This is a genomic window from Acidovorax sp. 22279 (assembly GCF_052045435.1).
Classification (GTDB): domain Bacteria; phylum Pseudomonadota; class Gammaproteobacteria; order Burkholderiales; family Burkholderiaceae_C; genus Acidovorax; species Acidovorax delafieldii.
This window is the reverse complement of sequence record NZ_JBQEOV010000001.1, coordinates 17601-43845: the sequence shown is the minus strand read 5'-3', so window position 1 is coordinate 43845 and position 26245 is coordinate 17601. Positions and strand designations below refer to the sequence as shown.

23 protein-coding genes are annotated in these 26245 nt (G+C 65.9%); 9 read left to right on the top strand and 14 right to left on the bottom strand.

What is annotated here, in order from left to right:
- The first annotated feature begins 96 nt into the window (after nt 1-96).
- Nucleotides 97-1974, top strand: coding sequence for a phosphomethylpyrimidine synthase ThiC (thiC, locus tag ACTJKQ_RS00190; RefSeq protein WP_440595926.1), 1878 nt, complete (start codon nt 97-99; stop codon nt 1972-1974).
- Nucleotides 1975-2167: 193 nt separating this feature from the next.
- The gene (locus ACTJKQ_RS00185; protein ID WP_056059188.1) at nt 2168-3826 is read left to right on the top strand and encodes a methyl-accepting chemotaxis protein; all 1659 of its coding nucleotides are present in this window, start codon (nt 2168-2170) and stop codon (nt 3824-3826) included.
- A 66-nt stretch (nt 3827-3892) separates the two neighbouring features.
- Here ACTJKQ_RS00185 and ACTJKQ_RS00180 read toward each other — a convergent pair whose 3' ends face one another.
- From ACTJKQ_RS00180 to gspG, 10 genes are all read right to left on the bottom strand, one after another.
- Nucleotides 3893-5281, bottom strand: a complete 1389-nt coding sequence (locus ACTJKQ_RS00180) for a GspE/PulE family protein (protein ID WP_056059185.1) — start codon at nt 5279-5281, stop codon at nt 3893-3895.
- A gap of 21 nt (nt 5282-5302) precedes the next feature.
- A complete protein-coding gene (gspD, locus tag ACTJKQ_RS00175) occupies nt 5303-7582 on the bottom strand; it encodes a type II secretion system secretin GspD (RefSeq protein WP_440595652.1) in 2280 nt (759 codons plus the stop codon).
- A 4-nt stretch (nt 7583-7586) separates the two neighbouring features.
- On the bottom strand, nt 7587-8399 hold the full coding sequence (gene gspN, locus ACTJKQ_RS00170; RefSeq protein ID WP_440595651.1) for a type II secretion system protein N: 813 nt from the start codon (nt 8397-8399) through the stop codon (nt 7587-7589).
- A gap of 33 nt (nt 8400-8432) precedes the next feature.
- Nucleotides 8433-8978 carry a type II secretion system protein GspM gene (gspM, locus tag ACTJKQ_RS00165; protein WP_440595650.1) on the bottom strand — a complete coding sequence of 182 codons (546 nt, stop codon included), beginning with the start codon at nt 8976-8978 and terminating at the stop codon, nt 8433-8435.
- On the bottom strand, nt 8975-10261 hold the full coding sequence (gene gspL / locus ACTJKQ_RS00160) for a type II secretion system protein GspL (RefSeq protein ID WP_440595649.1): 1287 nt from the start codon (nt 10259-10261) through the stop codon (nt 8975-8977). The genes gspM and gspL overlap by 4 nt, the downstream gene beginning before the upstream one ends.
- An 83-nt stretch (nt 10262-10344) precedes the next feature.
- On the bottom strand, nt 10345-11337 hold the full coding sequence (gene gspK / locus ACTJKQ_RS00155; protein ID WP_440595925.1) for a type II secretion system minor pseudopilin GspK: 993 nt from the start codon (nt 11335-11337) through the stop codon (nt 10345-10347).
- A gap of 83 nt (nt 11338-11420) precedes the next feature.
- A complete protein-coding gene (locus tag ACTJKQ_RS00150) occupies nt 11421-12191 on the bottom strand; it encodes a PulJ/GspJ family protein (protein WP_440595648.1) in 771 nt (256 codons plus the stop codon).
- A gap of 5 nt (nt 12192-12196) precedes the next feature.
- Nucleotides 12197-12565: a type II secretion system minor pseudopilin GspI gene (gene gspI, locus ACTJKQ_RS00145; protein WP_056059169.1), complete on the bottom strand. Its 369-nt coding sequence runs from the start codon at nt 12563-12565 to the stop codon at nt 12197-12199.
- 2 nt (nt 12566-12567) lie between these two features.
- Entirely contained in the window at nt 12568-12999 is a 432-nt protein-coding gene (locus ACTJKQ_RS00140) for a prepilin-type N-terminal cleavage/methylation domain-containing protein (protein WP_440595647.1), read from the bottom strand.
- Between the two features lie 174 nt (nt 13000-13173).
- Nucleotides 13174-13638 carry a type II secretion system major pseudopilin GspG gene (gene gspG / locus ACTJKQ_RS00135; RefSeq protein WP_056745246.1) on the bottom strand — a complete coding sequence of 155 codons (465 nt, stop codon included), beginning with the start codon at nt 13636-13638 and terminating at the stop codon, nt 13174-13176.
- Between the two features lie 48 nt (nt 13639-13686).
- Here gspG and ACTJKQ_RS00130 point away from each other — a divergent pair, with 48 nt between their 5' ends.
- On the top strand, nt 13687-14136 hold the full coding sequence (locus ACTJKQ_RS00130; protein ID WP_056059159.1) for a type II secretion system protein N: 450 nt from the start codon (nt 13687-13689) through the stop codon (nt 14134-14136).
- Nucleotides 14137-14156: 20 nt separating this feature from the next.
- Here ACTJKQ_RS00130 and ACTJKQ_RS00125 read toward each other — a convergent pair whose 3' ends face one another.
- The 3 genes from ACTJKQ_RS00125 to ilvA all read right to left on the bottom strand — a co-directional run bounded on the left by ACTJKQ_RS00125 (nt 14157) and on the right by ilvA (nt 17202).
- The gene (locus ACTJKQ_RS00125) at nt 14157-14759 is read right to left on the bottom strand and encodes a histidine phosphatase family protein (protein WP_440595646.1); all 603 of its coding nucleotides are present in this window, start codon (nt 14757-14759) and stop codon (nt 14157-14159) included.
- On the bottom strand, nt 14756-15562 hold the full coding sequence (locus ACTJKQ_RS00120; protein ID WP_440595645.1) for an adenosylcobinamide-GDP ribazoletransferase: 807 nt from the start codon (nt 15560-15562) through the stop codon (nt 14756-14758). Before ACTJKQ_RS00120 ends, ACTJKQ_RS00125 begins: the two co-directional genes overlap by 4 nt.
- Nucleotides 15563-15642: 80 nt before the next feature.
- Nucleotides 15643-17202, bottom strand: coding sequence for a threonine ammonia-lyase, biosynthetic (gene ilvA, locus ACTJKQ_RS00115; protein WP_015012579.1), 1560 nt, complete (start codon nt 17200-17202; stop codon nt 15643-15645).
- A gap of 377 nt (nt 17203-17579) precedes the next feature.
- Between ilvA and ACTJKQ_RS00110 the strand changes: the two genes are divergently transcribed.
- Nucleotides 17580-18029 (top strand): OsmC family protein, encoded by a 450-nt coding sequence (locus ACTJKQ_RS00110; RefSeq protein ID WP_056745242.1) that lies wholly within the window; start codon nt 17580-17582, stop codon nt 18027-18029.
- A 93-nt stretch (nt 18030-18122) separates the two neighbouring features.
- Here ACTJKQ_RS00110 and coq7 read toward each other — a convergent pair whose 3' ends face one another.
- Nucleotides 18123-18740, bottom strand: coding sequence for a 2-polyprenyl-3-methyl-6-methoxy-1,4-benzoquinone monooxygenase (gene coq7 / locus ACTJKQ_RS00105; protein WP_056646690.1), 618 nt, complete (start codon nt 18738-18740; stop codon nt 18123-18125).
- Nucleotides 18741-19055: 315 nt separating this feature from the next.
- Between coq7 and ACTJKQ_RS00100 the strand changes: the two genes are divergently transcribed.
- The 5 genes from ACTJKQ_RS00100 (at nt 19056) to ACTJKQ_RS00080 (ending at nt 26213) form a co-directional block, all read left to right on the top strand.
- The gene (locus ACTJKQ_RS00100; protein WP_395452834.1) at nt 19056-20102 is read left to right on the top strand and encodes a porin; all 1047 of its coding nucleotides are present in this window, start codon (nt 19056-19058) and stop codon (nt 20100-20102) included.
- Between the two features lie 514 nt (nt 20103-20616).
- Nucleotides 20617-22197 carry an ABC transporter substrate-binding protein gene (locus tag ACTJKQ_RS00095; protein WP_440595644.1) on the top strand — a complete coding sequence of 527 codons (1581 nt, stop codon included), beginning with the start codon at nt 20617-20619 and terminating at the stop codon, nt 22195-22197.
- 137 nt (nt 22198-22334) lie between these two features.
- Nucleotides 22335-23315 carry an ABC transporter permease gene (locus ACTJKQ_RS00090; RefSeq protein WP_015012584.1) on the top strand — a complete coding sequence of 327 codons (981 nt, stop codon included), beginning with the start codon at nt 22335-22337 and terminating at the stop codon, nt 23313-23315.
- The gene (locus tag ACTJKQ_RS00085; protein ID WP_015012585.1) at nt 23315-24532 is read left to right on the top strand and encodes a M20 aminoacylase family protein; all 1218 of its coding nucleotides are present in this window, start codon (nt 23315-23317) and stop codon (nt 24530-24532) included. The genes ACTJKQ_RS00090 and ACTJKQ_RS00085 overlap by 1 nt, the downstream gene beginning before the upstream one ends.
- Nucleotides 24533-24629: 97 nt before the next feature.
- Nucleotides 24630-26213, top strand: coding sequence for an ABC transporter substrate-binding protein (locus tag ACTJKQ_RS00080; protein ID WP_056059145.1), 1584 nt, complete (start codon nt 24630-24632; stop codon nt 26211-26213).
- Nucleotides 26214-26245 lie beyond the last annotated feature (32 nt).

The following is a 26245-nucleotide window of genomic DNA, read 5'->3' as shown; positions in this document are numbered from 1 at the left end:
AGCCACCCGAGGGGCGCACAGGTCCATTCCGGAGCAGACCCACCGCCACCGGAACCAGGAGACCTGCCCATGAACGCCCCCGATCCCCACGCCACACTGGCTGCCCCTGAAAAGTTCGCCGAGCTGCTCGCCCGCACCCGCGAACCCTTCCCCGCATCCCGCAAGGCCTTTATCCCCGGCCACCTGCACACCGACCTGCGCGTGCCCGTGCGCGACATCGCGCTCACCAACGGCGAGCTGGTCAGCGTGTACGACACCTCCGGCCCCTACACCGATCCCAACGCCGTGATCGACGTGCGCCAGGGCCTGGCCAGCGTGCGCGGTGGCTGGATCACCGGCCGTGGCGATGTGGAGCACTACGAAGGCCGCGCCCCCGTAGCTCTGGACGACGGCCAAAAGAGCGAAGATGCCACCCGCCTCGCCCAGCTGCGCGCCGAGGCCGCCGCGCTGCAGCGCAAGCCCCTGCGCGCCAAGGCGGGTGCCAATGTCACGCAGATGCACTACGCCAAGAAGGGCATCGTCACGCCCGAGATGGAATACGTGGCCATCCGCGAAAACGGCAAGCGCGAGTGGATGGAGCAGTACATGCAGGACGCAGGCCGTGAGAAGCGCCTGATGGGCAACCCGATGGGCGCGAGCATTCCGCGCATCATCACGCCCGAGTTCGTGCGCGACGAAGTGGCCCGGGGCCGCGCCATCATCCCCGCCAACATCAACCACCCCGAGGTGGAGCCGATGGCGATTGGCCGCAACTTCCTGGTCAAGATCAACGCCAACATCGGTAACTCGGCCGTCACCTCCAGCATCGAAGAAGAAGTAGAAAAGCTCGTCTGGGCGATCCGCTGGGGCGCCGACAACGTGATGGACCTGTCCACTGGCAAGAACATCCACACCACGCGCGACTGGATCGTGCGCAACAGCCCCGTGCCGATTGGCACCGTGCCGATCTACCAGGCGCTGGAAAAGGTGGGCGGCGTGGCCGAAGACCTGACCTGGGCGATCTTCCGCGACACGCTCATCGAGCAGGCCGAGCAGGGCGTGGATTACTTCACCATCCATGCGGGCGTGCGCCTCGCTTACATCCACCTCACGGCGCAGCGGCGCACGGGCATCGTCTCGCGCGGCGGCTCCATCATGGCCAAGTGGTGCATGGCGCACCACCGCGAGAGCTTTTTGTACGAGCACTTCGAAGACATCTGCGACATCATGAAGGCGTACGACGTGTCGTTCAGCCTGGGTGACGGCCTGCGGCCTGGCTGCGCGTCCGATGCCAACGACGAAGCGCAATTTGCCGAGCTGCACACGCTGGGCGAGCTGACCCAGGTGGCCTGGAAGCACGACGTGCAGACCATGATCGAAGGCCCGGGCCATGTGCCCATGCACATGATCCAGGCCAACATGACCGAGCAGCTCAAGACCTGCCACGAGGCGCCTTTCTACACCCTGGGCCCGCTGACCATCGACATCGCCCCCGGCTACGACCACATTGCCTCGGCCATTGGCGCGGCCATGATCGGCTGGATGGGCACGGCCATGTTGTGCTACGTGACGCCCAAGGAGCACCTGGGACTGCCCGACCGCGACGACGTGAAGCAGGGGATCATTGCCTACAAGATCGCCGCCCACGCGGCCGATGTGGCCAAGGGCCACCCCGGCGCTCGCTCGCGCGATGATGCGCTCAGCCAGGCGCGCTTTGACTTCCGCTGGCAGGACCAGTTCAACCTGGGCCTGGACCCTGAGACCGCCAAGGAATACCACGACGAGACCCTGCCCAAGGACTCGGCCAAGGTGGCGCATTTCTGCTCGATGTGTGGCCCCAAGTTCTGCTCGATGAAGATCACCCAGGAGGTGCGTGACTTCGCCGCCCAGAAGGGTGTGGCCGAGGCTGACGCCCTGGCCCAGGGCATGCAGACCAAGGCGGCGGAGTTCCAGAAGGGCGGGGGCGAGCTGTACATCCCGCTCAAGCCCGTGTGACAGCAGCGCAATAAGCGCAGCTACTGGCCCCGAGGATTCCCTGAAACAGGGCCCCGGGGCCGTGCTTACCCTGTGCGGTGGACCGTCTTGCCCGGCATATAGTCCCGCCCACCCCCGGCCCAGAAGGCGGGGGGTGTGTGTGGCACCAAATTTGCTATGCTGGACTGTCTGTTAAAAAATGTAAGGAAGAGCCATGAATGCTCTCGGCCGCTTCTCCATCCGCACGCGTCTCTACTTCGGAACCGTCTTTTCCCTGATCCTTCTGGTCGTCATTGGTGCCATGGGCTACGTGGCCCTGGACCGAACGCGCGGCACGCTGCAGGTGCTGTTTTCAGAACGCGTGCAGACGCTGACCGACATGTCCGAGCTGCGCACCACCCTGGGTGACCTGCGCCGGACCGAAAAAGACATCATCATCAACTTCAACAACTCGGTCGAGGTCTCTGCCCTGCGCGAGTCCTGGGCCAAAACCCTGACCTCCCTGCGCAAGCGCCTGGCCGATGTGCGGCAAGTGCAGTCGGGCGATGCCGAGTTTGTGGCCTCGATCGACAAATCGCTCGACGAGATCAAGCAGTACGAAACTGGCATCTCACCCATCTTCGAGAAGATCGAGGGCGCGCAGCTTGACGGCGCAGGGGGCGGCGCCTACGCCGACCGCCTGAAGGTCCACATGGAAGCCACCGACAAGCTGTTCTCCAGCCTGGCGGGTTCGGCTCGTGCGCAGATGGACGAGGCCCGCGCGGGTGTCGAATCGCGCACCTCCACCATGGCCGCGCTGATTGGTGTGGGCCTGGTGCTGGCGCTGGCGGTGCTGATTCCGCTCACGTTCTTCAGCGTGCGTTCCATCACAAAATCCCTCGGACAGGCGCAGGAGCTGGCCGAACGCATTGCCAGTGGCGACTTGTCGCGCGATGTGGCGGCCATGAACCAGGATGAAGTGGGCCAGCTGGTAGGCGCCATGGGCCGCATGCAGGACTCGTTGCGTGACCTGGTGCGCCAGGTGCAGGACGCGGCGGGCAACATCTCCACCGCCAGCTCCGAGATCGCCAGCGGCAACCATGACCTGAGCCACCGCACCGAGCAGACAGCGGCCAACCTGGAAGAGACCGCCTCATCGATGGAGGTGCTGACCAGCACCGTGCAGCAAAGCGCCCAGGCCTCGCGCCAGGCCAGCGACTTTGCCTCGTCCGCCGCCGAGGTGGCTGCACGCGGCGGCGCCGTGGTGTCGCAGGTGGTGACCACCATGGACCAGATCACCACCAGCTCGCGCAAGATCGCGGACATCACGGGCGTGATCGATTCGATTGCGTTCCAAACCAACATCCTGGCGCTCAACGCGGCGGTGGAAGCCGCCCGTGCCGGTGAGCAGGGCCGTGGCTTTGCGGTGGTGGCCAGCGAGGTGCGCAACTTGGCGCAGCGCAGCGCCGAAGCTGCCAAGGAGATCAAGGGCCTGATCGGTTCGTCGGTGGAGCGGGTCGAAGACGGCTCGCGCCTGGTGAGCCAGGCCGGCCAGACCATGACCGAGATCGTGAGCAGCGTGCGGCGCGTGTCCGACATCATTGCGGAGATCACCGCTTCGTCGGCCGAGCAAAGCGACAACATCGGCCAGATCAGCCAGTCGGTCACCCAGCTCGACCAGATGACCCAGCAGAACGCGGCGCTGGTGGAGGAGTCCACCGCAGCGTCCGAGTCGCTGCGCGAGCAGGCGCACCACCTCAACAGCGCGGTCAGCCAGTTCAAGCTGCAGGATGGCGCGACGGCATCCCCGGCGTTTAGCACCTCGGCACCCGCAACGCCCGCCGCACCTGCGATGGCCCAGGTGGGGCGCCGGCCCGCGCTGCAGATCCGGTAGTTTGAAGTGTTTTTGGCTGGTAGCGCTAGTGCTTCATGCGCTAACGGCTATCAAAAACGTAGCAAATCAGTCTCGCGTCACCCGCAGCACTTCTTCGCGGCTGGTGATGCCGGCGGCAATCAGGCGTTCGCCGTCGTCCCGCATCAGCGCCATGCCACCCGCCAGCGCTGCGGTGCGGATGTCGGCCTCTGAGGCCTGGTTGTGGATCTGTGCCCGGATCGCGTCCGTGGTCACCAGCAACTCGAACACGCCCGTGCGGCCGGTGTAACCCGTCTGGCCGCAGTGCTCGCAGCCCGCGCCGTGGCAGTGGCTGCAGAACTTGCGCACCAGGCGCTGGGCCAGCACGCCCAGTAGCGACGACGACAGCAGGAAGGGCTCCACACCCATGTCGGTCAGGCGCGTGACCGCGCTGGCCGCGTCGTTGGTGTGCAGGGTGGCCAGCACCAGGTGGCCCGTGAGCGAGGCCTGGATGGCGATCTGCGCGGTCTCGAAGTCGCGGATTTCGCCAATCATGATGATGTCCGGGTCCTGCCGCAGGATGGCGCGCAGCGCTTTGGCAAAGGTCAGCTCGATTTTGCTGTTGACCTGGGTCTGGCCCACGCCCGGCAGCTCGTATTCGATGGGGTCTTCCACCGTCATGATGTTGTTGCGCGTGGCGTCCAGCCGGCCCAGCGCAGCATACAGCGTGGTCGTCTTGCCCGAGCCCGTGGGGCCGGTGACCAGGATGATGCCGTGCGGCTGGCCGATCAGGCCCTCAAAGCGGCGCAGGGTGTCGCCCTGCATGCCCACGGCCTCCAGGCTGAGCTTGCTTTCACTCTTGTCCAGCAGGCGCAGCACGGCGCGCTCGCCGTGCGCGCTGGGCAGGGTGGAGACGCGCACGTCGATGGCACGGGTGCCCAGGCGCAGGCTGATGCGGCCGTCCTGGGGCAGGCGTTTTTCGCTGATGTCCAGGTCGGCCATGATCTTCAGGCGCGAGATCAGGGCGGCATGCAGCGCGCGGTTGGGCTGCACCACTTCGCGCAGCGTGCCATCCACGCGAAAGCGCACGCTGCTGTGGCGCTCGTAGGGCTCGATGTGGATATCGCTCGCGCCGTCGCGCGCGGCCTGCGTGAGCAGGGCGTTGAGCATGCGGATGATGGGTGCGTCGCCGGCTGATTCCAGCAGGTCCTCGACGGCCGGCAGCTCCTGCATCATGCGCGAGAGGTCGGCGTCGCTCTCGACCTCGCTCACCACGGTGGCGGCGCTCGATTCGCTGTGCGAATAGGCCGCGCTGATGCGCTGGGCCAGGGCCGGGGCATCGAGCGCAAGCAGTTGCTGCACCGGGTGCTTGCGCAGCACTTCGGACAGCGCGCCCGCATCGGGGCTGGGGCCGTGCCACAGCACCAGCTGGTGGCCGTCGTCCTCCAGCAGCAGCTGGGCGGTGCGGGCAAAGGCGTAGGGCAGGGGGTGGCGCATGGGTGGCGGCTCTTCTCTTCTTCAGCGTGGCGAGGTCTCTGCGGGCAGGGGCGCCAGCGGCTGTGTAGGCACGGTGGCGGCGCCGGGCTCTGTGCGTTGTGGCAGTGCGGGCAGGATGGGTGCGCCCGACACCGACTTCATCACCACGCTGGGCGCGGGCTGGGTGGTCTGCTGCAGCGCGCGGATGGCCTCGTAGCGGTCCATCATCAATGCGTCGCTGGTGGCGTTATCACGCACCACAATGGGGCGCAGGAAGACCATCAGGTTGGTCTTGTTGCGGGTGCGGTTCTCGCTGCGGAACAGGTTGCCCAGCACCGGGATGTCGCCCATCACCGGCACCTTGTCCTGGCCTTGCGAGTAGCTGTCTTCCAGCAGGCCGCCAATCACGATGATGCTGCCATCGTCCACCACCACGTTCGACTCGATGGAGCGCTTGCTGGTGGTGGGGCCGTTGGCGTTGCTCAGCGTGGCGGTGTCGATCTTGGAGACCTCCTGGTAGATCGCCATCTTCACCGTGCCGTTCTCGCTGATCTGCGGACGCACCTTGAGCATCAGGCCCACGTCCTTGCGCTCCACCGTGGTGAACGGGTTCACCGTGCTGCTGCCGGTGCTGTTGGCGTACGAGCCGGTCACGAAGGGCACGTTGTTGCCGATGATGATGCGCGCCTCTTCGTTGTCCAGCGTCATCAGGTTGGGGGTGGAGAGCACGTTGGCATCGCCGCTGTTCTGCAGGAAGTTCGCCAGCGCGCCCAGGTAGTACTGGCCGTTGATGCGCGGTGCGAGCGCCAGGTTCAGGCCCTTGCCCAGCGAACTGGCCGCCGTCGCGATGGAGGTGGTGGAGCCCGAGGCCAGGGCGGCTGTCACGTTCAGGATGTTGGCACCGGCCGCGCCGGAGTTGGTGCCGATCACGCCCACGGTGCCATCGCCGTTTTTGCCCAGAATGCCCTGCCACTGGATGCCGAACTCGGCCACCTTGTTGGCAGAGACCTCGACGATCAGGCTCTCGACCAGCACCTGCGCGCGGCGGCCGTCGAGCTTGTCGATCACGTCGCGCAGCTGGCGGTACAGCGGCTCGGGCGCCGTGATGATGAGCGAGTTGGTGGTGGGGTCGGCCTGGATCTGACCGCCGGTGGAGGGCTGGTTGTTGTTGGTGCTGCTGGTGCCCATTGCGCTGGTGCTGGATCCCAGGCCGCCGCTGGTGCTGCTGCCGGACGAGCTGCCGTTGGTGGACAGCATGCCCCCGGTGCTCAGCCCGGTGCTGGGTGCGGGCGAGCTGGCACCGCCACCGCTGCTGGCCGCACCGCCATTGCCGCCACCCATGGCCGCCATGGCGGCGCGCAGGGTGGTGGCCAGCTTGGTGGCGTCGGCGTTCTTGAGGTAGACCACATGGATGTTGCCGCTGGCCGCGCTGCTGCCCGGCGCGGGGGCCTGGTCCAGCTGGGCCACCAGGGCGCGCACCTGGGCCACGCGGGCCGGGTTGGCGGCACGCAGGATCAGCGAGTTGCTGCGCGGCTCGGCAATCAGGGTGGTCTTGAACGCGGTGTCGGCCTGGCCGGGCGCGGCCGCGGCTGCGGCACCCCCGTTGGCGCTGCCGCCGTCGATCAGGCGCGACACCAGCGGTGCCAGGTCGCTGGCAATCGCGTTCTTGAGCGGAATCACCTCCACATCGCTGGCGTTGGACACATCCATGGCCGCCACGATGCGCGCCAGGCGCTGCAGGTTGTCGGCATAGTCGGTGATCACCAGCGAGTTGTTGCCGGGGTTCACGTTGATGGTGTTGTTGGGGCTGATGAGCGGGCGCAGCACCGGCACCAGATTAGCGGCGTTTTCGAAGTTGAGCTTGAATATCTGCGTGACGATCTGCCCGCCGCCGGGCGCGCTGCCGGCGTTGCCCTGCACCACGCTCACGCTGCCGCCCTGCAGCTTGGCGTCGGCCTCGGGCACCACCTTGTACAGGCCGGCCGCCTCCACCACCGTGAAGCCCTGCAGCCGCAGCGCGGCCAGGAACTGCTGGAACGCGGCGGCAGGCGTCACCGCGCGCTCGGTCACGAGGTTGAGCTGGCCTTTGACCCGTGGGTCCACCACCACGTTGCGGCCGGTGATGGTGGCCATGGTGCGGGCCACGGCCTCGATCTCGGCGTTGGCAAAGTTGAGCGTGACGGGTTCGCTGGGGCGCACGCTGCCGGTGCGGGTGTCCACCGCCGTCTGGGCGCCAATCTGGCCACTGGCGCAGGTAAATATTGCGCTGGCTGCTATGGTTTTGAGAGTGAAGCGCAGGCGTGGAGCAAACAGGAAAGTCATAGATTCAACCCACGGTGATGATGGAGCGCGCGCCATTGCGCCGTCCGATGATGTTCAGAAGATTGGACAGCGCGGCCTCCCGCTCGGGGGTGGCGCTGGCCTCGCCCGCAAAGCGCAGGCGGTTGCCCACCCACTGGCCGCTGCCGCTCAGTTGCAGGGCCCCGTCGAGGGTGCTGAGGGCGAGCGTGGGCACCTCGCCGCCCTGCAGCACCAGCCGGTAGCTGCCCATGGGGCGCAGGGTGGACAGGCGCGAGGACATGGCCCGCGCATCCATCTGGGCCTGGCCCGACAGCACCATGCGGCCAGCAGCCCATTGCGCCGTCAGCGCGCGTGTCTGCAGTGCCAGCTGTCCCTGCGGCTGCAGGGTGTTCCAGGGGGTGCCCAGGCCCGCCAGCAAGGCCGCGGGCCACTGGCTCTGGCCGTCGGCCACAGTGATTTGCGGGCCGGCCCAGCGCAGGTGCACCTGGGCCCGCAGGGGCTCGGGCGTGCAGCAGCCTGCGTGCAGTTGGGCGCTTAGCCCGCCCCAGGTAGGGCGCAGCTGCCAGTCCACCCGGCCGGGCAGGGCGGCGCTGTCTTTGCTGGCATTGCCGCCGGTCAACACCAATTGGGCCGAGCCGGTCCATACCGTGCCCCTTGGCTGCAGCAACAGCACCTGTCCCTGGGTGGCGCGGGCCACGCCGCCGGCCAGCCAGTGCGCGGGCGCAAAGGCCACCACGGCGGGCAGCACGCCGGCCAGCGCACCGGCCCATGCCCAGCCCCACGCCGTGCGGAGGGCGGAGCGGGGGGCAGGGCGTGTCGGACGGAGGTTGCGGGCCACGGGGGGAATGTATTGTTCAGGTCAGTCCGCGGGTCAGCGGGCCGGGGCGGTGGGCAGGGCCAGCACCACGGTGCCATCCCAGCGGGGCATGGCCACGGGCGCGCTGCCCAGGGTGACGGGCGCATTGCCGGCGGGCGCCGCGGCAGCGCTGCGGGTCAGCCGCGCTTCCAGCGGCGTGGCGCGGGCATTGCTGCGGGCTTGGGCCAGCCATTGGGCCAGCGCGTCGGCCGAAGCCCCTTTGAGCGTGACCGTGGCGCGGTCGCCCGCCACGTTGAGCTGTGCCGTGTTGCCCAGGCGCTGCGTGAGGGCGGTGCGCAGCGCACCCACGGCATCGCCGGGGCTGGTGGCGGGTGTGGCCTGCAGCTGCTGGGCCTCGGCCTGCAGGCTTTGCATGCGCTGCAGCTGGGCGTCGAGTGCGGCGTGCCGCGCGGGCGCGGCGCGCAAGGTTCCGAGCGCGGGGGCGACGGCCACCCACCACAGCAGGGCCAGCGCCACCACCGCGGCGGCGGCCAGCACCAGGTTCTGCTCGCGGGGCGCCAGGGCTTTCCAGCGGTCCTGGAGGGCGGAGGATCGGGTCATGGGCTCACCTCGGTGCGCAGCAACAGGCTGCCATCGTCCACGCGGGCACGGTACCCGGCGGCTTGCAGGCGGCCGGACACCACAGATTCTTCATCGGGCGCCAGGGTTACGCCACGCAGGCGCAGCTCGCCGGGCGTGTATTCGATGCTGCTGGGCAGGCGGCCATCGGGCAAGGCCGCTCCAGCCGCCGCCAGCAGGGGCTCCAGGTCGCGCGCCGACACGCTGCCGGCAGCCTGCCGCAGCTGGGCGAGTTCGCGTTCCATCTGCACCGGCGCATCGACCACCACCTGCACTTTGGGGAAGGTCTGGGTCAGGGTGTTGCGTACGCTGGCCTGTTTGGCGGCCAGCGCCTGCCGTTCTTGCCAGGCCCAGGCATTGAGCCCCACCAGGTGCGCCACCACCAGCACGCCCGCGCCCCAGCGGGCTGCACGCCACTGCGGGGCATACAGCGCCGCGCTCAGCGCGCTGCCCACTTTGCGCAGCGCGCGGGTGCTGCTGGTGCTGGACAGGTCGAACTGCGCCAGGTCCCAGTCGCCGCGGGCGGCATCGAGCGCGCGCTGGCTGGTGGTGTGCAGGGCAATGCGTTGGCCTTGCTGGCCCAGGGTGCGTTCGGCCAGTGCAGCCACGGCGGGCTCGGCGCGGACCATGAGGGCTGGGTCGTCGCCATTGTCGGCGGTCGGCAGGCCGGCGCGTGCCAGTGTCAGGGCCATGGGGGTCAGCGGCAGCACCGCCACGCCTTGGTCGGCGCCATGGCCGGTCAGCACCACATAGGCCTCTTCGGGCGTGCCCAGGGCACACAGCTCGGGCTGGCCGCTGGCCGTGGGGCCGGGCGCAAATTCGGGCACCACGCGGGCCACGCGGCGGCCTGCGGCCTCCAGCGCCTGCAGGTGTTCGCGCAGCCAGGCGCGGTCGCACACGGCCACCCACACCGGCTCGCCGGCCTGCGCACGACTTTGTGCGCCGGGTTGCAGCGCAAAGTGCAGCTGGCTGGCATCGTCCAGCACGCGGTCTTCCAGCAGGCCTTCCAGCAACGAGCGCAGCCGGGGCGTCTGCTGGCCGGCGCCCAGCGGCACACCGGCCGGAATGGTCACGCGCTGCCACGACAGCGCCCGTGCGGGCACCACGGCCACGACCTCGCCGCCGGGGCGGGTGGGCTCGGGCAGCAGGGCAGCGGGTGCGGTGGCGTGCTGGAGGGCGGAATGGCCGTCTGCCGTGAGCGTGTAGGCGTACTCGGAGGCGGGTCCCGGGCGGGCCGGCGGCAGGAAAAGGATCAGGGTGCTCATGGGCGGGTTTTGCGGGCCATTTTAGGGGGCGGGCGTGACGCAGCGGCGGTGTGGGTGGGTGCAGTGTGAGGGTTGTTACACCCTCAGCGCTGTGCCCCGGGCAGCAGTTGCGTGGTTTCCCGGTCGAAGGCGCCGCGTTCGCGCCACAGTGTGGTCACGTCGATGCCCTGTTTGCGCACCAAAGAGCGCTCGTCCACCATCGCATCGCCGAGCCGCAGGCGGCCCCGCACTTCAAAGTACGAAGAGGCCACGGCGTGGGCACTTTCGTTGATGTCGATGCTGGCGCCCACCAGGTCGCGCACGTCGCTGAGGGTGCGGAAGTGCCGCGCCTCGCGGGTCTGCACGATCTTCTGGGCCGTGGCGCTGTCCAGCCCGTCGATGGCGGCCATCAGCACGTTGATGTCGGCGGTGTTCAGATTGACCGGGGTGCGCACCGGCAGCAGCGTCACATGCGGGGCGAGCGCCGCCACCGTGGCCGGGGTCAGGCCCAGCCACCCCAGCTGGGTCACGCTGGGCGGCAGAAGGGGGGCGGAGCCGCTGTCGGCACCCGCACCCGCTTGCGCGCGGCGCAGGCCGTCGATCAGGGTGCTCAGTTGTTGTCCGGGAAGGCCCAGGCGCTCGAACAATCGGGTGAACTGCCGCAGCGCCACGGCCTGCACCTGCCCGCCCTCCGCGAGGTTGGTGATGTTCAGGCGGCCCTGCAGGTCGGTGATCTGGCCCGACAGGAAGGCCTCGGTGGTGTCGGTGCTGGCATCGTCCACCTGGGTCACGTTCTTGTCGGCCGCGAGGAAGGTGGACAGCCGGGCCTCCTGCAGGGGGATGGCCCAGGGTTCGGCCAAGTGGTCGGCCCCGCCGGAGCGCCCGTCCTCGCGCAGGATGAGCCGCGACCAGTCGAGCGCACCGACCAAGATCCAGGTGGACTGCACGTGGCCGCGCTCGGCCGTCTCGACCTCCACCGCGCGCCACTGCTGCCACATCGCGGCCGCCGCAAAGGTGGCGACCAGCGTGACAGTGAGCATGGCGGCGAGCAGCGCGGCGCCGCGCGCCCTGTGCCTGTGCCATGGGCGTTGCCGCAGCGGGTGCCACCGTGGAGCTGGCTTTGCCAGGCCACGGGTGGCGTCCCCCTGGGGGGAGGCGGCGCAGCCGCTCAGGGGGGTACTCACGATCTGCCTCCGCCCAGCACGGGGTTGACCCAGTCGCGCGTCAGCTGGCCTGCCAGCGCCTGGCCCGGGGGCAGGGTGATCTGCACGCGAATGCCATCCGGAATGGCCGAGGTGCTGTCGCCCGACGAGGTGCCCGTGCTCGACTGCGGGTTGGACCACGCGCCGCCCCGGTAGTAGAAGATCTGCCAGCTGTCGAGCGGCAGCAGCGTCACCTCGTAGCGCCGCTCGGCGTCGCCCGGCGTGCGCGCCCACTGGGCGGCCTGCTCCCAGGCCTGCCGCCAGTCGGCGCGGGTGCGCACCGGCGGCGACTGCCAGCGCAGCCACTGGCCCACGCCCTGGTTGTTGTTGCGGCGTGTCCAGGCCACCACCAGCGCACCCTCGTCGGGCACGGCGCTGCTGCGGCGGGTGAGGCGCAGCACCTGGCCGTCCCAGTCCAGCGGCGTGGTGTTGGCAACGGGCATCAGGGCGTCCAGGTCCGTACCCCACTGCCCCAGCGCAGCCTGCAGCACCAGCATCTCGTCTGCCCGCTGGCGCGTGGACTCCTGCGCCCGCACCATGCCATCGAGCCCGCGCCAGCTCAGGATGGCAATCAACGCCATCACGCTGATGGCGACCAGTAGCTCGATGAGTGTGAAACCGCGCGCCCCCCGGGGCCGTGCCACGGCTGCAATGCCAGCGCGAGGTCGGCCCGCCAGGGCTGCCTCGCAGCCAAGGCCGTCGTCCTCCCTGAAAGGGGAGCGCGCGAAGCGACTTGGGGGAGAAGACATCACCATCAATACCGCCCGATGATGGTGGAGAGGCGCAGGATGGAGTTGTCCCCGTCCAGCACCTGCGCATCGATGCGCCGAAAACTCGGGTTGGGCGTAGGCCGCACGATGGTCACCACCTGCAGCTGGCGCCCGGCCTGCTCGCAGGTCAGGTTGCTGTCCCCCACACTGGGCATCTGGCGCGAGAGTCGGGCCTTGACCAGCTCGTTCTCCGCGCAGAGCTGCGCGAGCACGATGTCGGACTGCCGCAGGGCGTTGCGCGTGAGCGCCGTCGTGGCCTGCAGCCCCGCCATGAGGGCAATGGCCACGATGGCCAGCGCCACCAGCACTTCCACCAGCGTGAAACCCCGGTGGCCGATGAGAGGGCGGCGCATCCTCACTGCACCGCATCCACGGAAAACGGGCGCACGCCGTCGGTGGCAATGCGCAGGGTGCGGTCGGGGGAGGACTGGTGGGTGATCAGCACCTGCTGCGGGCCGATCAGGGGCTCGGGGCCCAGTAGCAGCACTGCCGGCCCGCGCACCACGGTGCCGGGGTCCAGCCACTGGTTGGGCAGGGCGGCCTGCGCGTTGCGCGGCAGCCCCTCAAAACGGAAACCCCCTGGCAGCGCGCGCCAGCGCACGGGGATGCCCCCTGCGCGGGACTGTGCACGCGCGGATTCCAGCAGCGCCGCCAGCCGCGCGGCTTCCCGCTCCAGTTGCGTCTGTCCGCCATCGCGCATCGCCAGCCCCACGCCCGCCGTGGCCAGCGCCATGATGCTGATGACCACCAGCAGCTCCAGGAGGGTGAATCCGCGCGAGCGGTTCATGAAGCTGCGCGATGGGAGGTCGCAACGGTCACGGCGCATCCACCAGGCGCACGGCCGCAGCGCCGGGCCGCCCCAAGCAAGGCCGGGCCCCATCCACCAGCGAAGCGCGGGGCGAGCCTGCTGTGGGGAGCAGGGAGTGACACGCCAGAGCACGACCGTGGGGGCCACATTTCTTTACTGCCAGCTGCCAATATCGGCGTCCTTGCCTTCGCCGCCCGACTGGCCATCGGCGCCGAACGACATCACGTCGATCTCGCCCTTGATGCCGGGGTTGAGGTATTGGTAAGGGCGGCCCCAGGGGTCGTTGGGCAGCTTTTCCAGGTACAGCTTCCAGTTGCCCGGTACGGGGCCCGCAGTGGGCTTGATGACCAGCGACTGCAGGCCTTGCTCGGCCGTGGGGTAGCGCTGGTTGTCCAGGCGGTAGAGCTTGAGCGCCTGCATGATGTTGGTGATGTCGGTGCGGGCGGCCGTCACGCGGGCATCGTCGGCACGTTCGAGCACGTTGGGCACGATCAGCGCGGCCAGCACGCCGATGATCACCAGAACCACCATCAGCTCGATGAGGGTGAAACCACGGGCCACGGACTTGGCAACGCGGCGGGGGGCGGAACGCACGAGGAGGGAGAAAGAAGTGTTCACTGCTGGCGGTCTCTCGGATGGTCGAATCGCGTGAATCATAATCCCCGCATGGTGACCAATACGTACAGCAAATGGGGCGTCCGCCTGGGGACTCTGGTGCTCTGGGCAGCAGCCGGCGCCAGTGTGGTCTATTGGGGGCTGCGCCTGTCGGCGCCTTCGTCCGCGTCCTCCGCCCCGGCAGTGGCGCCCGCCCCAGTGGCCATGGACGCGCAGGCGCTGGCGCGTTTGCTGGGTGCTGCGCCTGCAGCCTCTGGCGTGGCAGCGCCGGTGGCACCCACCGCGAGCCGGTTCACTCTGATCGGGGTGCTGTCGGGGCGCAGCAGCGGCGGCGGTGCGGCACTGATTGCCGTGGACGGCAAGCCCGCCAAGCCCTTCCGCGTGGGCGCTGCGGTGGACGAAGGCTTGGTGTTGCAGGCCCTGGGCCCCCGCCAGGCGCAACTGGGGACCAGCATGGGCGGACCCGCTACGGTGACGCTGGACATGCCGCTTAAGAACTAGGCACCTGCTGGCCTACAGCTTCAGGCCAGTTCCCTGATTTCCCATTTCCCCCAGCCCGGCGCCGCCACCGGCCAATCCTCTGAGCGGGGCAGAGCGCTCTCACCCCGCTCCTGCAACCAGGCCACGCAGCGGGCCACTCCGGCGTGGGTGATCCACACCACCTCATTCACGCCCTGTTCAGTGCGCCACGCCTGGGCGGTCTGCAGGGCTGCCGCCACGCGGTGCAGCATGTGGGCCAGGCTTTCGCCCCCGCCGGGTGCGTGGGTGGCGAACCCGGCCACCCAGGTGTCGATGGCACTTTTGCCGATGGCGTCCCAGGGCTGCCCTTCCCAGCGGCCGAAGTCCATCTCGCGCAGCCGGGCGTCGGGAGTGAAGGTCAAATCCGGTCTGAGCGCTTGTAATTCATGCGCCAGCAGCTCACATCTTTGTAGCGTGGAATACGCCACGCACGCAGCGCGCCCCCCCGGGGGCAGGGCCGTTGCCAAGCGCTCTGCCGCAGCGCGGGTGGCCTGCGCGTCGGCCGGCACGTCCCACGCGCCGTAGCAAGTGCCCGGAGGAACCAGCGGGGCTGCATGGCGCACCAGCCACAGGCGGCTGCTGGTGGCGGCAGGGGGGGGCGTCATAGCCATCGCAGTGCGATGGCCGCGCCCAGGTAGAACCCGATCTCGCTCACCTGCTGCGTGGCGCCCAGGCAGTCGCCGGTGAAGCCTTGCAGCCGTCGGGCGAACCAGCGCGCCATCCAGCCCGCGCAGAGCGCGCTGAGAGCAATGGGTGCTACCAAAAAGAGAGCTGTCTGGGCATATCCGACTAGCGCAAGGGGTGGAAAACACCATAAAAGTGCCGCAACCAGTGCGTGGCCGGAGATCTGGTCGGCCAGCGGCTTGCTTTTGGACCGCGCCGTATCACCCACATGCGGCAGGCTGCGCACGATGAGCAGGGGCCAAAAGCGCGACAACACATGCGCGCCGACCAGGGCCGCCAGTGCCACCGGCAGGCTGTGCGCCCCCAGCAGCGCCAACAGGCTGAGCTTGGCCAGCAACGCCAGCACCAGCGCCATGGCCCCGAAGGCGCCGATGCGCGAGTCCTTCATGATGTCCAGCGCGCGTTCGCGGTCGTAGCTGCCGCCCAGGCCGTCGGCGACGTCGGCCAGGCCGTCTTCATGGAAACCACCGGTCATCAGCACCGTGGCGACGGTGCAGAACACGGCGGCCACGGCCGGGGCCAGCGGGTTGGGCGCCAGCGCCCAGTGCAGCGCGGCGTACACGGCCGTGGACAGCAGCGCCGCCAGCCAGCCGATGCCCGGAAAGTGCGCCGCGCTGGCCCGCAGCATGGCCGGGCTGTAGCCCACCCACTGCGCCAGCCGACCGGTGACGGGAATGCGGGTGAAGAACTGCACGGCCAGCAGGTAGTGGCGCAGGGCTTGCATGGTGTGCAGTTGTTGCTCGATGCTTCTTTTTTGATAGCTGTCAAGGCATGTTCAACTAGCGCTTGCAGCCATTTTTGGCATTATTTGGAGCGCAGGAACAGGCGGTAGGCCGGGTTCAGCGTTTCTTCCACATAGGGGTAGCCCAGCGTGGCCAGGAAGGCGTCGAAGGCCGCCTTGTCTTCGGGCGGCACCTGCATGCCCACCAGGATGCGGCCATAGTCCGCGCCCTGGTTGCGGTAGTGGAACAGGCTGATGTTCCAGGTCGGCTGCATCAGGCTCAAAAATTTGAGCAGCGCACCGGGCCGTTCGGGGAAGGTGAAGCGCATCAGGCGCTCGTCCTGCGCCAGCGCCGAATGCCCGCCCACCAAGTGGCGCAGGTGTTCCTTGGCCAACTCGTCGTGTGTCAGGTCCAGCGCCTCGAAGCCGTGGCGGTTGAAGTTCTTGGCGATCTTTTCCGATTCGCCCTTGCCGTTGGTGGTCAGGCCCACAAACACATGGGCGCGGGCGGCGTCGCTGATGCGGTAGTTGAATTCGGTCACGTTGCGCGGGCCGCCGGGCAGGCCGCCCACCACCTCGCAGAAGCGGCGGAAGCTACCGCGCTCTTCCGGAATGGTGACAGCGAGCAGCGCTTCTCGCTCCTCGCCCACCTCGGCCCGCTCGGCCACAAAGCGCAGCCGGTCGAAGTTCATATTGGCGCCGCACAGGATGGCCGCGTAGGTCTCGCCCTTGGTCTTGCGCTGGGCCACGTACTGCTTGATGGCAGCGACAGCCAGCGCCCCGGCGGGCTCGACGATGCTGCGCGTGTCCACAAAGATATCCTTGATGGCGGCGCAGACGGCGTCGGTATCGACGGTGATGTAGTCATCCACCAGGCCCTGTGCCACGCGGAAGGTTTCCTCGCCCACCAGCTTCACGGCCGTGCCGTCGGAGAACAGGCCCACATCGGCCAGCGTCACGCGCTCATGGGCCTGCACCGACTGGATCATGGCGTCCGAGTCGTTCATCTGCACCCCGATCACCTTGATCTCGGGGCGCACGGCCTTGATGTAGTTGGCCACACCCGAGATGAGTCCGCCGCCGCCAATCGCCACGAACACGGCATCGAGCTGGTTGCTGCCCAGACTTTGCAGCTGGCGCAGGATCTCCATGGCGATGGTGCCCTGGCCGGCAATCACGTCCGGGTCGTCGAACGGGTGCACGAAGGTCAGGCCCTGTTCCTTTTCCAGCTGGACGGAATGGCCGTAGGCGTCGGAATAGCTCTCGCCAAACAGCACGACCTCGCCACCGAGGGTCTTCACGGCATCAATCTTGAGCTGCGGCGTGGTGGTGGGCATCACGATCACGGCGCGCGTGCCCAGTCGGTGGGCGCTCATGGCCACGCCCTGGGCGTGGTTGCCGGCCGAGGCGCAGATCACGCCGCGCTGCAGCTGCTCGGGCGTGAGGTGCGCCATCTTGTTGTAAGCGCCCCGCAACTTGAAGCTGAACACGGGCTGCTGGTCTTCGCGCTTCAGGAGTACCTTGTTGTGCAGGCGGCGGCTGAGGTTCTTGGCGGGCTCCAGCGCCGACTCCACCGCCACGTCGTACACGCGGGCAGTCAGGATTTTCTTGAGGTAGTCGGCGGGGGTGAGGTGCTGGGTCATGGCAGGTGCAGGAGGAGAGCCCCACCGGCGCAGGGCGGCGGGCGGGGGCCCACATCATAGGGCGTCGCCCTGGGCAGGGGCGGAGGCCTCTGGGCGGGCTGCCTGTTGCGGCGCAGGGCGACCGAGCAAAAAAAAGCCCCGGGCCGTGAGGCCTGGGGCTAATCCATCCTTTGAGGAGATGGAGGAGACAATCGGTGCGAGGCAAGTGCCGGGTTCCGGGCTTCTTGCCGCCTGCCGGTTCCTTTCTGTTCGAAAGCGGCAGCGCATGGGCGAAGTTTAGCGCGAGTCTTGTTGCGATGCAGCAAAATTCGCATCAAATTCTTTTCGTTTCGGTTTTCCGTGCGAAAAAAACCACGTGTCACACAGGAGAAACACAAATGGAATGCACAGTCAGTTGGACCGGCGGGGCGGGAACCCGTTCTGGCATGGGTTTTGTGGCCGAAACCGGCAGCGGCCATGTTTTGACCATGGACGGCGCCCCCGATGCCGCCAACCCCGCCAACGGCGGCCAGAACCTGGCGCCCCGGCCCATGGAGACCGTGCTGGCGGGCACGGGCGGGTGCACCGCCTATGACGTGGTGCTGATCCTCAAGCGCGGCCGCCATGACGTGCGCGGCTGCAGCGTCAAGTTGACGACGGAACGTGCGCAGACCGACCCGAAGGTGTTCACCAAGATCCACATGCACTTCACCGTCACGGGCAAGGGCATACCCCCAGCCGCCGTGGAGCGCGCGATTGCCATGAGCCACGACAAGTACTGCTCGGCCAGCATCATGCTGGGCAAGACAGCCGAAATCACCACCGGCTTCGAAGTGCTGGAGGTCTGAGGGGGCGCGTGTAGTGGTCTGGACTGCCAGGCTGAGCGGGTTGCGGCGCGTATGTTTTGGTGCGCCTGCTGCCTGCGTGAGCCAGCTTGGGGTTCAAAGATAGTGCGCCGTGGTGGTCATGACCTTGGCGGCGCCTTTCATGGCAAGGCGCACCGGGGCGGGCAATTCCAGCGCACCGGCGGCGCGGGCCTGGTCTGCGTGCCGCTCCTCGTCCTGCTTCATCCGGGCGACCACGGCCCTTGACGCCTGGTCTTGCTCGGGAAGCCTGTCGAGGTGGCTTTGCAGATGCGCGGCCACCTGGGTTTCCGTCTCCACCACAAAACCCAGGTTGGCCCGATCGCTGACCTTGGCAGCCACCAGCCCGAGCGCAAAAGCCCCTGCGAACCACAGAGGGTTGAGCAGGCTGGGGCGTGCGCCCAGTGCGTCCAGGCGCTGTTGTGTCCATGCCAAATGGTCTGTCTCTTCGCGCGCCGCTGCCTGCAGGTGGTCCCGCAGGGCGGGGTCACGGGTGACGGCCGCCTGCGCACTGTAGAGTGCCTGGGCGCACACTTCCCCCACATGGTTCACGCGCATCAGGGCTCCCGCCAGCTTTTTCTGCGCAGGATCCAGCGACGCCTCGGGCACACCGTGTGCCGGTGTCTGTTCGGAAGCTCGGGGTTGGGCAAACAGTGTGCGCAGCGCGTTGTCTGCGGCAGTCAAAAAAGCGTCCATGGAAAGCTCTCGAATGGCAATGGTGTCGAAACACAAATTGCACTTGGATACAAAAAACCGCAAGGCAAGGCACAGGAGTTGCATGCAGCAATCGTGATTTTGCCCGTGCGCACTGAAATGTTGCAACACTGCAACGAATTTCCCCTTTCGGGGCGATTGTGGGTGAATTCCTTTGCGAAACCCGGCCGGGTCTGGTGCAATAAGAGCAACTTCCCCACCAGGAGGTTGGCCCGGGAAACCGGCGGGACTGTGCAGGTGCTTTCACCATAGACCCCCCGTACCGGAGCCCGATGTTTAACCTTGGAGTAACTCGCAATGAAAAAATCCCTGATTGCCCTGGCTGTGCTGGCTGCTTCCGGCGCTGCAATGGCTCAATCTTCCGTGACCCTGTTCGGCGTGGTTGACGCAACCTACGCTTACGGTTCCGGCAGCGTCTCTAACAAGTCGCAACTGACGAACTCCGGCTACAACAGCAGCCGTCTGGGTTTCCGCGGCGTTGAAGACCTGGGTGGCGGCATGTCCGCTTCGTTCTGGCTCGAAGCTGGTCTGAACAACGACAACGGCACCGGCGGCGTTACCAACACCAACAACCAAGCAGCTACCAGCACTGGCGGCGGCTTGGTGTTCAACCGTCGTTCGACGGTTAGCCTGAACGGCGGCTTCGGTGAAGTGCGTCTGGGCCGTGACTACACCCCCCAATTCTGGAACCTGACCGTGTTCGATCCGTTCGGCACGAACGGCGTGGGCACCACCCAAACCCTGAACTCCAGCCTGGGCGGCCCTACCACCATCCGCGCTTCGAACTCCATCGGCTACTTCCTGCCTGGCAACCTGGGTGGTTTCTACGGCCAAGCCCAGTACTACATGGGTGAGAACAACAGCAACGCTGCCAACAAGAAGGACGGCAACGGCCTGGCACTGCGCGCTGGTTACGCTAACGGCCCCATCAACGCCGCTATCGCTTTCTCCGAAACCAAGTTCCTGACGGGCAACATCAAGGCTGTGAACCTGGGCGGTCAATACGACCTGGGCATGGCTAAGATCATGGCTCACTACAACCAAGACAAGATCAGCGGCGGCAACGACGGCAAGGGCTTCCTGATCGGTGGTCTGATCCCCGTGGGCGCTGGCGAAGTTCGTCTGGCTTACTCCACCTACAAGATCGACACCGTGGGTGCTGATCCCCGTACGAACAAGCTGGCTCTGGGCTATGTGCACAACCTGTCCAAGCGCACGGCTCTGTACGCAACGTACGCTCACCTGACCAACAAGAACGGCGCTGCACAAGCTCTGAACGGCGCTGTGACCGGTGTGAACAGCAACTCCAACGGTTACGACTTCGGTATCCGTCACAGCTTCTAATATCGTCAGCTGGCTTTGGCCAGTTGTTGATATACAAGCTCAAAAGCCGCCTTCGGGCGGCTTTTTTATTTCTCGGGTTGTTTGCTTGAATGCTTTGTTCCTGAGAGAGCCTTTGTTGGTGTGTTTGGTTGATGCCAATTGACTCCCTGGTTGGTGTTCCAAGGAGGAGCGCTCATGCGGAGCTTTGGCTGTGTTTTGCAGCCGATTGCCGCCATGCGCCCGGTGTTCCCGTAGCGACTAGGGGCTCAAGAACCGCGGTTAGGAGGTCCAACGTCGGTACATCGGCCCAAGGTTTATTGAAAAGGTGCCGAGGCGATATCGCCCTCGTGAGCAACCGCATGAGTGCCAATTGGTACTCGCGAAAGCAAAGTTTCAGCTGCTGGCACCAACCTTGCATGACGAAAGCGTTGCCAGCGCAGTTATAGGCCCTTCGTGGCATCGGGGATTCAGGGATTTCCCGTTGGCTATAGAGCAACCTTTACTGCATAGTAAAACTTTTAATCAAGAGGGTTCCATGAAACTCAACCACAGTCTTTTGTCGGTGGCTGCTGCTGCCGCGCTGCTGTTTGCGCCGTCATTGCAGGCCAAGCCTTTCAAATGGGCCAGTCAGGGAGAAATCGCGACCTGGGACATTCACTCCCAAAATAATGCGCTGCAAAACGGCCTTCATGCCAACGTGTATGAAAGCCTGGTGTACTACAACAGCAAGACGTTCGATGTGGAGCCCGTGTTGGCAACCGCCTGGAAGGAGATCAGCCCCACGCAGGTGCGCTTCACGCTGCGTCAGGGCGTGAAGTTCCATGATGGTTCGCCGCTGACCACCGACGATGCGGTGTACTCCATCCAGCGGGCCATGGCCAAAACGTCCAACTTCACCCCCTACGTTCAGGGCATCAGCAAAGTGGTGAAGGTGGATGCGCAGAACTTTGACGTCATCCTGTCTTCGCCCAATCCGGTTTTGCTGCGTCAGATGACCGAGTTACGCATCATGAGCAAGGCCTGGGCGGAAAAGAATAAGTCGGTTGAGCCCAAAGATATCAAGGGCACCGACGAAAATTTTGCCCACCGCAACGCCATGGGCACAGGCCCTTACACCCTGGAGTCGTGGCAGCCTGATGTGAAGATGGTGTTCAAGCGCAACCCCAACTGGTGGGGCAAGATGGACGGCAATGTGACCGAGATCATCTACACACCCATCAAGTCCGCAGCCACACGCATTGCTGCGCTGTTGTCGGGTGAAGTGGATCTGGTGCTCGACCCGTCTCCTCAGGATCTGGGTCGCTTGCGCGCCAGCCCTGACTTGAAGGTGATTGATGGCGTGGAGAACCGCACAATTTTCCTCGGCATGGACCAGTTCCGCGAAGAGCTGCCGGGCTCGAACATCAAGGGCAAGAACCCGCTCAAGGATGTGCGGGTGCGCAAGGCGCTCTACCAGGCGATTGATGCAGAAACCATCTCGCGCAACATCATGCGCGGTCTGGGCAAGCCCACCGGCACCATCGTTGCGCCGCAAGTGGCTGGCTACACAGAGGCTGTTGGCAAGCGTTTTCCATACAGCGTTGATGCATCCAAGAAGCTGCTGGCCGAGGCGGGTTACCCCGATGGATTTGAAGTGGATTTCGCCTGCCCCAACAACCGCTACATCAACGACGAAGCCATCTGCCAGGCTGTGACGGCCATGTGGGCGCGCGTGGGGGTGAAGGCCAAGCTGCGCACGCTGCCGCTGGTCAACTACTTCCCGATGATCCAGCGCTACGAAGCCAGCATCTACATGCTGGGCTGGGGCGTGCCGACATTCGACGCGCTGTACAGCCTGCAATCGCTGGTGCGCACCGTGGGCCAGGGCGGTGACGGCAACTACAACGTGGGTCGCTACAGCAACCAGCGCATGGACTATCTGGTGGACCGCATCAAGGCCGAGACCGATGCGCCTGTTCGCGCTCGCATGCTGACCGAGGCGCTGCAGCTGTCCAACGACACCGTGTCCCACATTCCTCTGCATGACCAGGTGATCCCATGGGCCATGAAGAAGAACATCGAACTGGTGCACCGTGCCGATAACCGCGTGGACATGCGCACCGTCAAGGTGAACTGATTTATTCTTGACAGACTGAAAGCAAGGGCCATGCGGCCCTTGCTTTCTTTGGTATATCTGACGATGTATTGACCCGCAGTGCCCCAGTCACCAAAAGTGGCGGCGGCACTTCCATCGAACACTCACTCGACTCTCTGATGCTTGCCTTTATTTTGCGCCGCCTGATACAGGCTGTGATTGTCATGGTCACGGTAGCCTTCATCTCCTTCATGCTGTTCCAGTACGTGGGAGACCCCGTGGTGTTCCTGCTGGGCCAGGACGCCACCCCCGAGCAGATCCGCGAGTTGCGCAGCGCCCTCGGCTTGGACAAATCCTTCTTTGTGCAGTTCTGGCACTTTCTGGTGAATGCAGCGCAGGGTGAGTTTGGACTGAGCCTGCGCCAGGGGGCCAAGGTGTCGCGCCTGATTGCCGAGCGCTTCCCGGCCACTCTCGAGTTAGCGCTGGTTGCAGCCCTCCTCGCGCTGGTCATTGGTGTGCCGATGGGCGTGTATGCCGCCCTCAAGCGCGGCACCTTCACCAGCCAGCTGTTCATGACACTGTCCCTGCTGGGAGTGTCCCTGCCCACCTTCCTGATCGGCATCTTGTTGATTTTGGTGTTTGCCGTACACCTGGGCTGGTTCCCCAGCTTTGGTCGGGGTGAGGTCGTGCAGCTGGGCTGGTGGAGCACCGGCTTGCTCAAGGCCAAGGGCTGGCACCACATCACCCTGCCTGCGATCACGCTGGCCATCTTCCAGCTCACGCTGATCATGCGGCTGGTGCGGGCCGAAATGTTGGAGGTGCTGCGCACCGACTACATCAAGTTCGCCCGGGCTCGTGGCCTGTCCAATCGGGCCATCCATTTTGGCCACGCCCTCAAGAACACTCTCGTGCCCGTGCTGACCATCACAGGTCTGCAACTGGGTGGCCTGATCGCCTTTGCCATCATCACGGAGACGGTGTTCCAGTGGCCAGGCATGGGCCTGCTGTTCATCCAGGCTGTGACCTTCGCTGACATTCCCGTGATGGCCGCTTACCTGTGCCTGATTGCGTTGATCTTTGTGGTGATCAACCTGGTGGTTGACCTGCTGTACTTCGCGGTCGATCCTCGACTGCGCGTTGGCAAGGCAGGAGGCCATTGATGCAAGGCCCCCGTTTGAAAGCTGGTGGCCGCGCCTTCGCTCACATCGCGCAGTACCACCCTGAGTTGACGGCACTGCGGCGTGACCTGCATGCCCATCCGGAGCTGGGTTTCGAAGAGATCTACACCAGCAAGCGCGTCAAGGAAGCGCTGAAGCTCTGCGGTGTGGATGAGATCCACGAAGGCATCGGGCGCACGGGTGTGGTGGGCGTCATTCGGGGGCGCAGCAGCGCCAGCGGTAGCATGGTGGGCCTGCGCGCCGACATGGATGCCCTGCCGCTGACCGAGCACAACGACTTCGCCTGGAAGTCCTGCAAGCAGGGCCTCATGCACGGCTGCGGCCATGACGGCCACACCGCCATGCTGATTGGCGCTGCGCGCTACCTGGCCGAAACCCGCAACTTCGATGGCACCGCCGTGCTGGTGTTCCAGCCGGGCGAAGAAGGCTTTGCCGGTGCCCGCGTGATGATGGAAGACGGGTTGTTTGACCGCTTCCCCGTGCAGTCCATCTTTGCCATGCACAACTGGCCCGCAATGAAGCCCGGCACCGTGGGGATCAATGCAGGTCCGATGATGGCAGCCGCCGACCGTTTCACGGTCGAGATCACTGGGCGTGGCGGCCACGGCGCGCACGCCTATCAGACGGTGGACGTTGTGCTGGTCGCGGCCCACATCATCACCGCAGCTCAGAGCATCGTTTCGCGCAATGTGCGGCCCATCGACAGTGCGGTGGTCAGCCTGTGCGCGATGCAGGCAGGCGACCTGGGTGCCTTCAGCGTGCTGCCCGGCACGGCCACGCTAGTAGGCACCGTGCGCACCTTCGACCCGCTGGTGCAGGAGATGGTGGAGAAGCGCCTCAAGGAGTTGTGCAGCGCCATTGCGCTCGGCTTCGGTGCCACGGCCACGGTGCACTACGAACGCATCTACCCCGCCACCATCAACAGCGAAAGCGAAGCAATCTTTGCGGGCGATGTGGCCGAGTCGCTGCTGGGGGCCGACCACGTGGTGCGCGACCTGGAGCCCAGCATGGGCGCTGAAGACTTCTCTTTCATGCTGCAGAACAAGCCGGGCGCCTATCTGCGCATTGGCCAGGGCACAGGATCGAGCGGCAGCGCCTTGCACAACAGTCGGTATGACTTTAACGATGACATCCTGCCGCTGGGCGCTGCGCTGCACGCCAGCCTGATCGAGCAGGCCATGCCGCTGCCCGCGCTCTGATCAGGCGCGGGCGTCTGACTTTTCCACGCACACATCGCTTACCCACCGGAAGTCTTCGTACCCTTCCATCCCACCCTTTCACTACCAGGAGATTTCCATGAAATTCCAGAAAAAAGTCGCTGTGACCGCTCTCTTCGCTGCGCTGGCTGCGACGAGTTTGGTAGCTCAGGCACAGACCGTTCGCATCGCCAACCAGGGCGATGCCCTGTCGATGGACCCGCACTCACTCAACGAGTCGCTGCAGCTGAGCGTGACCAGCAACGTTTACGAACCGCTGGTGGGCCGCAACAAGGACCTGAGCCTTGCGCCCGCATTGGCTACCAGCTGGAAGCAGATTGCCCCCACCGTGTGGCGCTTCGAACTGCGCAAGGGTGTGCAATTCCACGACGGCACGCCGTTCACGGCTGACGATGTGGTGTTCAGCTTCGCCCGCATGAAGGGCGATGGCTCTGACATGAAGGCCACCAACAGCGATATCAAGCAGGTGCGCAAGATCGACGACCACACGGTCGAGATCGACACCATGGCTCCCCAGCCCATCCTCCCGGACGTGATCACCACGTCCTACATCATGAGCAAGAAGTGGTGCGAGACCAATCAGGCCACAACCCCGGTAGACCGCCGCAAGGGCATCGAGAACGCGGCGTCGTTCCGCGCCAATGGCACCGGCCCCTTCCGCCTGCGTGAGCGCCAGCCCAACGTGCGCACGGTGTTCGTGCGCAATGGCGCCTACTGGGACAAGATCGAAGGCAACGCCACCGAAGTTGTGTTCACGCCCATCGGTAACGATGCCACGCGCGTGGCGGCCCTGCTGTCGGGCGAAGTGGACGTGATGGAGCCTGTGCCAGTGCAGGACATCGAGCGTATCAACGGCAGCGCCAATGCCCGCGCCATCACTGGCCCTGAGCTGCGCACCATCTTCCTGGGCATGGACCAGAAGCGCGACGAGCTGCTGTACTCCAACGTCAAGGGCAAGAACCCCTTCAAGGACAAGCGCGTGCGCCAGGCCTTCTACCAGGCCATCGACATCGAAGGCATCAAGAAGACCGTGATGCGCGGCGCCTCCAACCCCTCCGCGCTGATGGTGGGCCCCGGCATCAACGGCTTCCAGCCGGATGTCAAGCGCCTGCCCTATGACGTCGAAGCCGCCAAGAAGCTGATGGTCGAAGCCGGTTACCCCAACGGTTTTGAAGTCACCATGAACTGTCCCAACGACCGCTATGTGAATGACGGCCGCATCTGCCAGACGGTGGCCGCCAATCTGTCGCGCATCAACGTCAAGATCAACCTCGCGGCCGAGACCAAGGGCACGTACTTCCCCAAGGTGCTGCGCCGTGACACGAGCTTCTACATGCTGGGCTGGACCCCCACCACCTACGACTCGCACAACGCCCTGAATGCGCTGATGATCTGCCCCGACGACAAGACCGGAGCGGGCCAGTTCAACCTGGGTGCGTATTGCAACCCCAAGCTGGACGAACTGACCAAGAAGATCCTGGTCGAGACCGACAAGCCCAAGCGTGATGCCATGATCAAGGAAGCCTTCGATGTGCACACCGCCGACGTGGGCCACCTGCCGCTGCACCAGCAGGCGCTGGCCTGGGGGGTGAGCAAGAAGGTCAAGCTGGTGCAGATGGCCGACAACTACATGCCTTTCAAGTGGATCACCGTGAGCAAGTAATCCTGCTTGTTCCCGCCTGATCGATACGACGA

Bases quoted from the DNA above. Each gene is read 5' to 3' on its own strand.
- ACTJKQ_RS00090 (WP_015012584.1), top strand. From the start codon at position 22,335: ATGCTTGCCTTTATTTTGCGCCGCCTGATACAGGCTGTGATTGTCATG.
- gspL (WP_440595649.1), bottom strand. From the start codon at position 10,261: ATGAGCACCCTGATCCTTTTCCTGCCGCCGGCCCGCCCGGGACCCGCC.
- ACTJKQ_RS00095 (WP_440595644.1), top strand. From the start codon at position 20,617: ATGAAACTCAACCACAGTCTTTTGTCGGTGGCTGCTGCTGCCGCGCTG.
- ACTJKQ_RS00130 (WP_056059159.1), top strand. From the start codon at position 13,687: ATGGTGACCAATACGTACAGCAAATGGGGCGTCCGCCTGGGGACTCTG.
- coq7 (WP_056646690.1), bottom strand. From the start codon at position 18,740: ATGGACGCTTTTTTGACTGCCGCAGACAACGCGCTGCGCACACTGTTT.
- ACTJKQ_RS00110 (WP_056745242.1), top strand. From the start codon at position 17,580: ATGGAATGCACAGTCAGTTGGACCGGCGGGGCGGGAACCCGTTCTGGC.
- ACTJKQ_RS00125 (WP_440595646.1), bottom strand. From the start codon at position 14,759: ATGACGCCCCCCCCTGCCGCCACCAGCAGCCGCCTGTGGCTGGTGCGC.
- gspI (WP_056059169.1), bottom strand. From the start codon at position 12,565: ATGCGCCGCCCTCTCATCGGCCACCGGGGTTTCACGCTGGTGGAAGTG.
- ACTJKQ_RS00150 (WP_440595648.1), bottom strand. From the start codon at position 12,191: ATGTCTTCTCCCCCAAGTCGCTTCGCGCGCTCCCCTTTCAGGGAGGAC.
- ilvA (WP_015012579.1), bottom strand. From the start codon at position 17,202: ATGACCCAGCACCTCACCCCCGCCGACTACCTCAAGAAAATCCTGACT.
- gspD (WP_440595652.1), bottom strand. From the start codon at position 7,582: ATGACTTTCCTGTTTGCTCCACGCCTGCGCTTCACTCTCAAAACCATA.
- ACTJKQ_RS00180 (WP_056059185.1), bottom strand. From the start codon at position 5,281: ATGCGCCACCCCCTGCCCTACGCCTTTGCCCGCACCGCCCAGCTGCTG.
- ACTJKQ_RS00185 (WP_056059188.1), top strand. From the start codon at position 2,168: ATGAATGCTCTCGGCCGCTTCTCCATCCGCACGCGTCTCTACTTCGGA.
- ACTJKQ_RS00100 (WP_395452834.1), top strand. From the start codon at position 19,056: ATGAAAAAATCCCTGATTGCCCTGGCTGTGCTGGCTGCTTCCGGCGCT.
- ACTJKQ_RS00085 (WP_015012585.1), top strand. From the start codon at position 23,315: ATGCAAGGCCCCCGTTTGAAAGCTGGTGGCCGCGCCTTCGCTCACATC.
- ACTJKQ_RS00080 (WP_056059145.1), top strand. From the start codon at position 24,630: ATGAAATTCCAGAAAAAAGTCGCTGTGACCGCTCTCTTCGCTGCGCTG.
- ACTJKQ_RS00140 (WP_440595647.1), bottom strand. From the start codon at position 12,999: ATGAACCGCTCGCGCGGATTCACCCTCCTGGAGCTGCTGGTGGTCATC.
- gspM (WP_440595650.1), bottom strand. From the start codon at position 8,978: ATGACCCGATCCTCCGCCCTCCAGGACCGCTGGAAAGCCCTGGCGCCC.
- ACTJKQ_RS00120 (WP_440595645.1), bottom strand. From the start codon at position 15,562: ATGCAAGCCCTGCGCCACTACCTGCTGGCCGTGCAGTTCTTCACCCGC.